Annotated in this window: 9 protein-coding genes and 2 pseudogenes; 6 read left to right on the forward strand and 5 right to left on the reverse strand. The window is 44.0% G+C overall.

Annotation, left to right across the window (positions count from 1 at the left end; genetic code table 11):
- Positions 1-328 precede the first annotated feature (328 nt).
- Entirely contained in the window at positions 329-805 is a 477-nt protein-coding gene (locus P378_RS03725; protein ID WP_099082324.1) for a hypothetical protein, read from the reverse strand.
- Between the two features lie 139 nt (positions 806-944).
- Complete coding sequence (locus P378_RS20830) at positions 945-1412, reverse strand: group II intron maturase-specific domain-containing protein (RefSeq protein ID WP_274378634.1); 468 nt, start codon at positions 1410-1412, stop codon at positions 945-947.
- Positions 1413-1737: 325 nt separating this feature from the next.
- On the opposite strand from P378_RS20830, the gene P378_RS20835 reads away from it, so the two are divergent.
- The 5 genes from P378_RS20835 to P378_RS03750 all read left to right on the forward strand — a co-directional run bounded on the left by P378_RS20835 (position 1738) and on the right by P378_RS03750 (position 4622).
- A complete protein-coding gene (locus P378_RS20835; protein ID WP_238472836.1) occupies positions 1738-2160 on the forward strand; it encodes a DUF6431 domain-containing protein in 423 nt (140 codons plus the stop codon).
- Between the two features lie 147 nt (positions 2161-2307).
- Positions 2308-2529, forward strand: a complete 222-nt coding sequence (locus P378_RS03740) for a DUF5348 domain-containing protein (RefSeq protein WP_238472840.1) — start codon at positions 2308-2310, stop codon at positions 2527-2529.
- A 49-nt stretch (positions 2530-2578) separates the two neighbouring features.
- Complete coding sequence (locus P378_RS03745; RefSeq protein WP_099082329.1) at positions 2579-3823, forward strand: helix-turn-helix domain-containing protein; 1245 nt, start codon at positions 2579-2581, stop codon at positions 3821-3823.
- A complete protein-coding gene (locus P378_RS20840) occupies positions 3823-4020 on the forward strand; it encodes an ATP-binding protein (RefSeq protein WP_238472837.1) in 198 nt (65 codons plus the stop codon). Before P378_RS03745 ends, P378_RS20840 begins: the two co-directional genes overlap by 1 nt.
- 17 nt (positions 4021-4037) lie before the next feature.
- Positions 4038-4622 carry an ExeA family protein gene (locus P378_RS03750; RefSeq protein ID WP_338013824.1) on the forward strand — a complete coding sequence of 195 codons (585 nt, stop codon included), beginning with the start codon at positions 4038-4040 and terminating at the stop codon, positions 4620-4622.
- Between the two features lie 153 nt (positions 4623-4775).
- Here P378_RS03750 and ltrA read toward each other — a convergent pair whose 3' ends face one another.
- Together ltrA and P378_RS03765 are read right to left on the reverse strand one after the other, a co-directional pair.
- Positions 4776-5507 (reverse strand): group II intron reverse transcriptase/maturase, encoded by a 732-nt coding sequence (gene ltrA, locus P378_RS03755; protein ID WP_238472839.1) that lies wholly within the window; start codon positions 5505-5507, stop codon positions 4776-4778.
- Positions 5508-6286: 779 nt separating this feature from the next.
- Positions 6287-7105 (reverse strand): hypothetical protein, encoded by an 819-nt coding sequence (locus P378_RS03765; RefSeq protein ID WP_099082328.1) that lies wholly within the window; start codon positions 7103-7105, stop codon positions 6287-6289.
- Positions 7106-7519: 414 nt separating this feature from the next.
- Between P378_RS03765 and P378_RS03770 the strand changes: the two are divergent.
- Positions 7520-8748, forward strand: a pseudogene (locus tag P378_RS03770) (IS110 family RNA-guided transposase).
- Between the two features lie 121 nt (positions 8749-8869).
- Here P378_RS03770 and P378_RS19365 read toward each other — a convergent pair.
- Positions 8870-9087, reverse strand: a pseudogene (locus P378_RS19365) (hypothetical protein); the annotation flags it as partial.

Here is a 9087-nt window from a genome sequence, read left to right on the forward strand (position 1 = left end):
GGATGATTTAACTTACGACCCGATAATAGCCTAGGAATTACATCATTTGTAAAAATGTGGATTAAAGGACTACCTCTTAAGTGGTTGTTCCTTTAGCATAAAGTAAAATGGGTTAATTGGTGTATACACCCAAATAATTACAAAATTATACAATTATATCTTCCAATTATTACCTTTTAATTTATGCGAAAGTTTTATGCAACGCTAGTGATAACTTCTACTTTTTCACGGGTCACATTAACCTGCTCAACGTACTCCGCGATGATGTCTTTACATTGCGCGGAGTCTTTATTTTTTAGCAGGGTGAAATAGTGGAAGTTTTAAGAGATTATTTATAATTTGAAAAAGTTCTAGGTTCTGTTTCTGAAGCTACTTTCCATTGAATATTTATTTTTACATCTTCCAAGATCCGTACTGCTTCTGATTCTTTCATAAGTTTAGATGGTTTTTTGGATAATACAGAGGTTGACATAGTAGAAGTTTCCTTGACATCAGGGATGGCTCCACCTGGTTTTTCGGCATTCCAAGTATACTTACCCCGAACCGGAGGTTTATAATGTGAAGGCCAGTCCCCGGAACGAAAATCCGGTTCAATTGTAACATATTCTAAGGGCAGGTTACCTTTATATCTGGCCTCAACTCTTCCGACGACTATCTCATTGTTCCATTCAATTATGGCATTTATATCCCAATCTTTGTCGGTCAAAATTTGTTTTGAAATGCTTTTATAATTTTGATTTGAGCAACCAAAACTAAATAACATGGCAAGTATAGCTAACATAGATAACAAAAGCTTAACTTTCATGACAACCCTCCTGTTTAATTGAATTTATATTAATTAAAACAATATCGAGTAGAGTAACGCCGTAGTAATTTGCTACGGCGTCAGCCCTCTCACAGAACCGTACGTACGGGCCTCGTATACGGCTCCTGATAAACCTCAGTCACTTCTCCCAGAAGTGATGCAAAATGCCGACATTATACTTAGTTAGGTCAATTAACCCCATTTCATCAAACCACTTGTTGGGTAGGGCCATATTTACTAGCGGACTAGCTGAGTTTCTCCATCTTCGCATGGATATTTTCTCAAATGTCCCCTTGTAGCCCCGCCTTCTTAGTGCTTTATGGAGTTGCTTCCAACTTTTCCATTCTCTCATTTGCTTCATTCGTAGTCGTCGCCTTATCCACTCCATGAGTTGCTCTACTACCTTCTTGCAGTTCGCCACTCTAAAGTAGTTGATCCACCCTCTCAGCACTGGATTTAGCCTTCTTATCATTTCTTCAATGTTCATCCCGTGGTTTCTCGGTGTTAGTTTCTTGATTTTGTCTTTTATACTCTTGATCTTTTTAGGATTTATTGAGATAAACTTTGATCTAATGATAAAGCCTAGATAGGCAACTCCTTTACTCACATTTGTGATGTGTGTTTTCTCCTTGTTGACTGTTAATTTTAATTCGCCTTCAAGGATTTCCGTGGCTATCCGTTTATATTGCTTTGCTTCTTTGAGGTGTCCACTTGCACATAAATACCTACATAATCATGGTGTTCCTTTTCATAATTAAACAGCTGGTATCTATTTATACCCTCCAAGCAAAGTGCTAAAATCTTAGCAAATTATTTTGGAGGGAATTTTTTTGGTCATTGTCCACAACTTTAATATTTCGTTAGAAGATTACGCTGCCCGGGGTGTTAACAATGCTTTCCCCAGGATAAAACGATGCCCTCATTGCCGCGGTATGGTTAATCTCCTCCGACACGGTTTTTACTGGCGAAACGCCATTGAAGGTGAAAAGTTGTACCAGATACCGATTTGCCGGTTAAAATGTCCCTCGTGCAATAAAACAGTATCGTTATTGCCAGACTTTCTGTTTCCTTACTTCCAATATACAGTGAGTACTATTTTGGATAGGTTGAGGAGCAGCTTTATTGACCGGATTACCACCGGACAGCGCCAGCTGACAGCATTTTACCAAAAGCGTTACCTCAAGCAACTGAATCAGGTCGAAATGTTTTTTCGAGATTATGGCTTTAGGGAACCACTTCCTACAGGTAGTAAAGAAAAAGCCATAAAATTGCTTGAAATGATCCTGGCTTTGGGGAAAGCAACCTTCATAAGAAGGTCCACGGGACATTTCAAAGGCAACTTCATGGCAAATTAATTTTACCATGAATAGTACCACCTTGTGAATATTCTTCCTGACCACACACCTTTTGCGTGGATAACTGTATCTTGGCCGTTTTAGAATGGATAAGAGTTAACCGGTATTGCCCCAACAATTATTTCCATGCTTAAGGAGTGAAGTGTGATGCAGGAACAAGGTGAGTTAACCTATTGTCCCCAAAGGGATCGCTGGATATTTACAAGCAGGTTGTCGAGCTACTCACTTCATTGCGGAGAAGCTTTGATGCTTTGGCTTGACGGCTATTGGCTACCCTGCCGGATTGAACTGGGTAACCAATGGTACGTTATCTTTCGCAATGCATCATTTGATTTAAAACCAGGTCAAGTATACCGGGCAACTTTATGAAAAAGCAGGGCAATGTTCCGGTTAACCTCCAATAGCGGAGGTGATTATGGTGGATGAAAAAATACGCGAAAGCATAGCGCTGTTTCGTTATGGGCTTATCGCCCCCATTTTAAACGGCCAGGTCAGCTGCCAAAAGACTTACCTGGAAGAAGTAGCCGGGAAAAAGCATCAGGTGCCTTACTATGGTGAAAAAGAGTTTACGCCCAAGACTATCTCTTGCTGGCTTTTAGACTATCGGCGGGCAGGTTTCGCCGGGCTGAAGCCCAAAGTCCGATCCGATAAAGGACAGTGCCGGAAGTTGAATGCCCAGCAGGAAGAACGACTCCTATCTTTGCGTCAGCAATACCGGGATATGCCTGTTTCGGTTTTTTACGATCAGCTAGTGGACCAAGGCGAGATCTTGCCCAAGGAAGTTTCTTACGCTACGGTTTACCGGTTCTTACGCAAACACGGGCTGATTGCCAAGGATGCACCTGCAAAGCAAGAGCGAAAACGTTTTGCTTATGACAAGGTTAATATTTTATGGCAGGGTGATATGTCAGTAGGACCGTATCTTTTGCTTAACGGCCGGAAAACCAAGACTTTTCTCTTTGGCTTTATTGATGATTGCTCCAGGATCGTGCCCTTTGCCCAGTTTACTGTCTCTGAGAAGTTTGATGCCCTTAAAAACGTGTTCAAGGAGGCCTTAATCAGGCGGGGCATACCTAAGATTGTATACGTTGATAATGGCAAGATTTACCGGGCGGATACTTTTCATATTGCCTGCGCCAGTCTGGGGATTGTGTTGACCCATACTAAGCCTTATGATGCGGCCAGCAAAGGGAAAATTGAACGTTTTTTCGGCACGGTTAAGACCAGGTTTTTTCCTCTTTTAAAAAGTCAGCCACCATCTTCTCTGGATGAGCTTAATCAAAGGTTCTGGCGTTGGCTGGAGGAAGATTACCACCGCAAAATACATTCCTCCCTGGGCATGACCCCATTGGATATGTATTTGTCACAGGCAAACAGTGTACGCATGGTAGATGATCCCGCCTCTTTGGATGTCCTGTTTTTAAAACGGGTTCAAAGAAAGGTCAAGCACGATGGCACGGTGTCTCTCATGGGCCGGCTCTTTGAGCTGCCCCCGCAATTTATCGGTCAAAGGGTTGAGTTGCGGTATGATGACACCGGTGTTTATGTCTATGAGAACGGCGTGCAGGCAGCCACAGCGGTACCTGTTAATTTCGCCGATAACGCTAGGGTCAAGCGAGCCCTGTCTTTCCGGGAGATGTCCACCGGGAAGGAGGAAAGCTGATGTACAAGACTTTTTATTCCCTTTCCCGGGAGCCTTTTCCTAAGGGATTAAAAACAGCCGATTCTTTTATTTCCGCAGCTTTTACTGAAGCACGAGCACGGCTGGATTATCTAAAAAAGGTAAAGGGTATGGGGCTTTTAGTGGGTGAGCCGGGTGCCGGAAAAACTTTTACCCTAAGGCTTTTGCCGAATCCTTGAATCCTTCTTTGTACAAGGTGATTTATTTTCCTCTTTCTACGGGTACGGTGATGGACTTTTTACGGGGCCTTGTTACAGGCCTGGGTGAGGAGCCCAAGTTTCGCAAGGTGGATTTGTTTCACCAGATACAAAAAGCGGTGCTGACGTTTTACCGTGAGCGGAAAATTACACCTGTTTTTATCTTAGACGAGATGCAACTGGCCAAGGATCTTTTCTTACACGATCTAAGCATCGTCTTCAATTTCGGCATGGACTCGGAAAACCCGTTTATTCTGGTTATTTCGGGACTTCCATACATGCAGGACAAGCTGTCTTTGAACCATAACCGCCCTTTGTCGCAGCGGTTGGTGATGCGCTACAAGGTCGAGCCCCTTAACAGGGATGAGGTGGCTGGTTACATTCGGCATTATATGAGCCTGGCCGGGGCTAAACACGATGTTTTTAGTGATGTTGCGCTAGGGGCTATTGCTTCCCATTCCCGTGGCTGGCCTCGCTTGGTTAATAATTTAGCTACCCATTGCCTGTTGTGTGGTTACCAGGCAAAAAAGGAGTTGATTGACGAGGAAGTTGTTCGTCTGGCGGTTCAGGAAATGGGTTTGTAGTTATCCCATTCGGTCACACCTTTGTGTGGCCGTTTTTTGCCATATTAGCATGATATTGTGAAAAAGGATATTACCAGTAATTAAATTTATTTGCAAGATTATCATATTATGGCAAAATTTTATGCTATTTGTTTGTGAAAAGCAGGTGCCGTTTTAATTTGCAAGTTTACATTTGAGGGTTTTGCCAAATATGAGAATGTCATCGGCATAGCGAACGATGCGAATTCCCTTATTCTTCATAGCCTGGTCAAAATGGTCTAGATATATATTAGTAAGCAACGGGGAGATTACCCCGCCTTGCGGGCTTCCTAAATCTGTTCCTTCCCAGGCACCATCTTTCATTACTCCTGCGGTGAGAAATTTGCTTATCAGTTTTAGCACTTTTCCGTCACTGACTTTTCGGGCTACCCCTTTTAGTATTAGTTCATGATCTAGTCGGTCAAAGCATTTCGATAGATCCATGTCTACTACGTGTTCCAGTCCATATTTGTTAATAAACATCTCTGCCTTGGCTACTGCCTGATGGCAGGATCTATTTGGCCGGTACCCGTAGCTTGAGGGGTGAAAGTCTGGTTCGAATATCGGTTGCAAAATGTTGAGTAATGCCTGTTGGACTACCCGGTCCTTTACAGTGGGTATACCTAGCGGCCGCTTACTTCCGTCCGGCTTTGGTATTTCCACTCTCAGTACCGGTTGTGGTTCGTATGTGCCGGTTTTCAGTTCATAATGAAGTTGGCTTAGCCGTTCCTCTAGGTTTTCGCCGTAGGCTTTCACGGTCACCCCGTCTACTCCGGGGGCTCCTTTGTTGGCTCTCACGGCTTTGTATGCCTTTTCGAGGTTTTCAATTCGATAGACTTTGTCTATCAGGCTGTACCATTTCTTCATTATTTCACCTACTTTCGCTATGCTTCCTTGGTCTCTTCCAATTGTGTGACAGTCTCTTCTTGCAATTTCCCGGCGTTTCTAGCTCTGGGGCAATCTTACCTTGGATTTATTGCAATACTCTGTCTGGGCAGACGCTAAACCCAGCGAGTTCGTCACTCCCGATTCTAGCGTTCCTCTTGGCATTTCAGCCTTGATTGTCTTCCCTCTCACAGTTGCCAGATCCGTTAGTTGCATACTTTGGTTTATCTTCGTCCCTTCGCAGATCATAATGGCTTTTGGCTCATTATGGCTCATTGCAATTAGATGCAATGTCCCCTCAGTTTTATCCTCCAGTCTGTTACCAGCCTTCATTGGCTGCGGGTTTGTCACTACTACGGACTCATCTGCCACCCAACACCACGTCTTCTCTCCCTTGCGTTTCCGCTTGTTTGAGCTTACCTGCGGGGCAGGATGATATTGGGCTTCCCCGGTTAAGTTTGCTTGCCTGAACTTGAACGCATCCGTCCTAACCTTTCGAGTTATCCAGCTTTTGGGCTTTCCCATATACTGCAAGGTTACCCACTCGATAGGCCAACATCGGTTCGCTTTCGCTATGTTCCAAGTTCCCCCTTCAGCTTCCTTCAGACCCCACCGTTACCAGTGACGCCCTTGCCTACGAGTTGTCTTCCCGCTGGTTAGGTGACAGGGTTTCTTTCAACCCATCGGCTCGGCAAACATGCCGGGCGAACACACAATATTCCTCCTAGCAACGCTAGGAGGAATATTGCTTACTTAAAGCTTTATGAAGGCCAAGCACTCATATTCTCCCCAAACAGATAGCAGGAGAGAAATTCCCATGATGATCCTCCACGAGTTAACGTATCTCTTTGCTCACCAACCACATAACATCCTGCAACAGTACAATTTATATAACCATCATTACTGATTGTATTAGTATAAAGCTTGCCCCATGACATAGGAAGTGGGTTGCTATAATCCTCTCTACCACACCACTTACCACTAGTATTATAACCTAACCATTCTGCACCATACCGAGAGGAAGAAATGGATACAGAGCTATCGGCACGATACCATTTTGCTTCCACTTTTTCTGGCCTAACCCATAAAATGGTGTTGGAGTCTCTATAGGAAGAATAATAGAAGGTACCAACATGTCTTATGCTATAGGAGTCATCATATTCATCCCAACCCTTCGAAGCGGCAACCATGATGGGTGACTTGACAGAGTTTAGTGATGCGAGTTTTAAGGTGCTTGCAGACTTTTTTACATCTTTATCTTTATCCTTCAGAATTGTAAAGAAAGTTGTTGCGTAATAAGTTTCTACATTCCCATCCGTTCTTTTTACTTTCTTCAAGATCTGAGTAGTAGCTTTCTTTTCAACAACCATATTGACAGGAGCATTTTTTAGTTCAGCGCGGAAATTATCAATATCGGATTTTATATCTGATACCCCGCAACTTGCTCTTTGCCATAGTATATTTAAGTCTTTGATTTCTTCCTTTTCTAAAATAACTTCCGGATTTGTTGCAGCAAATGCCTGGGTGCAAATTAACGATATAAAAACTAAAACCAACAACATAGTTAGGGACTTCCTCATAAGATTTAACCTCCTTTTTATATAATCTTATTTGTGTTTAAAAATACTGTTGCTCCCTCAAAGTAACCACCTCCTTGTATGATATGACCAGCGGAATAATTTCCAGTTGGTCATATTTATTTTTTAAAGTAATTGACCTTTGGGTTATACCCTGGGACAATCACGGTAGAACCGATGGCGGGGCAGTTTTTCGCCTCCTGCACTTTTAAGTGCTTGGAAAGACTGCTCCCCGGGCCTGGTGGCAACCGCTTACGCGCGGGCTGCACGCCCAAAGAGGTTCTCCCTTCAGCAAGGAGCATCACACCAATCTCTCTGGGTGAGTGCTCATCGGCAAGGTTGCTGTTACACCAGGTTCCCAGGGATACCCCAAAATTTTGGTTTCTTTAAGTTCACGTGAAAAGAGGTGTTGATAACATGGGCCGTACTCTTTTTGTCGGCATTGACATAGGAGCCGACACCAATGTAGTCAGAATCATTGATGACACCGGTGATGATGTCTGTGGATTCTCTGTTTCCAACGACCTCCCTGGAACCGAAAGACTTGTGGAAAAAGTGGTTGATGTGGCTGATACTTTGCCTGTCGATAAGGTCAAGATTGGCATGGAAGCCACCAACCTTTACTGGTGGCATCTGTCCCAGGCCCTTCATGATGACCCTCAATTAACAGCTCTGGGCACCGAAATCGCTGTGATTAACCCCAAGGTCATTGACGGGTTCAAGAATATCTACACTGATATGGCCAAGACAGATGCCTTAGATGCCAGGGTTATTGCTGATTGCTTGCGGTTTGGACGAGTCCGTCCAACACCACCTCCCGACATGAGGTATGCACCTTTGCAACGGCTAACCCGGTTTCGCTACCACATGGTGAGTAACCTCACCAGGGAGAAGAACAGGGCCTTAAACCTGATTTTCCTTAAGTTCTCCACATACCAGAAGGAGTGTCCGTTCTCAAACCTGTTTGGTCAGGCATCCACAGCAGTTATAGGTAACCTAACACCCGATGAAATCGCCAATCTGCCTGTGGAAGAATTGGTAGACCTGATGCTGCAACACGGAAACCACCGGCTTAAGGATGTTCCTGAGATGGCCAAGACCCTTAAACGGGCAGCCCGAAACTCTTATCGTTTAAACCCGAAAATGCAAGAATCTGTGGACATTACACTGGCTATGTCCCTTGAGACCATCCGGTTCTTTGAGAAGCAGCAAAAGAAAATCGATCAGGCCATCGCCAAAGAGATAAAGGCAATTCCACACACGTTGGAAACTATTCCAGGCATCGGGCCGGTTTACGCAGCCGGCATAATAGCGAGATCGGCGATATTTCAAGGTTTGACAATCACAATAGCCTTGCCAAATTCGCGGGCTTAACCTGGCGGCAGAACCAATCAAGCAAATTCAACGCCCAGGATATTCCCTTAACCAGGTCAGGTAACTACTACCTGCGGTATTACCTTGTAGAAGCAGCCAACTCCGTCCGGGTGTGGGAGCCGGAGTATGGTGAGTTCTACCGCAGGAAGTATGCCGAAGCCAGACATCACCATCATAAACGTGCTTTAGTCCTTACGGCCCGCAAACTCGTTCGCATGGTCTTCGCGCTGCTGAGTGAAGGCCAAATCTACCAGCAGAGGAGGGTGAATTAGTAATATTTTACAATTTACATTTTCTTTCATAACTGGGAATCTATTACGATTGCTGGTAGGGATACTTATTGCCTTTTTTACATAACAGCCAAAAAAATTTCCAATTTAGGGTCTTGCTATTTTACCGCGGGTCTTGTTTAATAATAACTGTACCATCATCCTGCCGTTGGATATCCTGCTCAACGATCTTAGAAAGAATTTCTTTTAATTGTTGTTCCTTTGGGCTAAGTTTCTGACTTCCAATGGCAGAAAGCAGCTTTTCTGCATCACTTATCAGGTCATTTAATAATTGGTTGCGTTCTTCTGGGTTGTTCCAGTCAATCTTAGGCTTGCTGTCAT

The sequence above is a fragment of the Desulforamulus profundi genome (assembly GCF_002607855.1).

Excerpts from the sequence above, each read along its gene's own strand:
- P378_RS03725 (WP_099082324.1), bottom strand. The coding sequence starts at position 805 with ATGAAAGTTAAGCTTTTGTTATCTATGTTAGCTATACTTGCCATGTTA.
- P378_RS03765 (WP_099082328.1), bottom strand. The coding sequence starts at position 7,105 with ATGAGGAAGTCCCTAACTATGTTGTTGGTTTTAGTTTTTATATCGTTA.
- P378_RS20840 (WP_238472837.1), top strand. The coding sequence starts at position 3,823 with ATGTACAAGACTTTTTATTCCCTTTCCCGGGAGCCTTTTCCTAAGGGA.
- ltrA (WP_238472839.1), bottom strand. The coding sequence starts at position 5,507 with ATGAAGAAATGGTACAGCCTGATAGACAAAGTCTATCGAATTGAAAAC.
- P378_RS03740 (WP_238472840.1), top strand. The coding sequence starts at position 2,308 with ATGCAGGAACAAGGTGAGTTAACCTATTGTCCCCAAAGGGATCGCTGG.
- P378_RS20835 (WP_238472836.1), top strand. The coding sequence starts at position 1,738 with ATGGTTAATCTCCTCCGACACGGTTTTTACTGGCGAAACGCCATTGAA.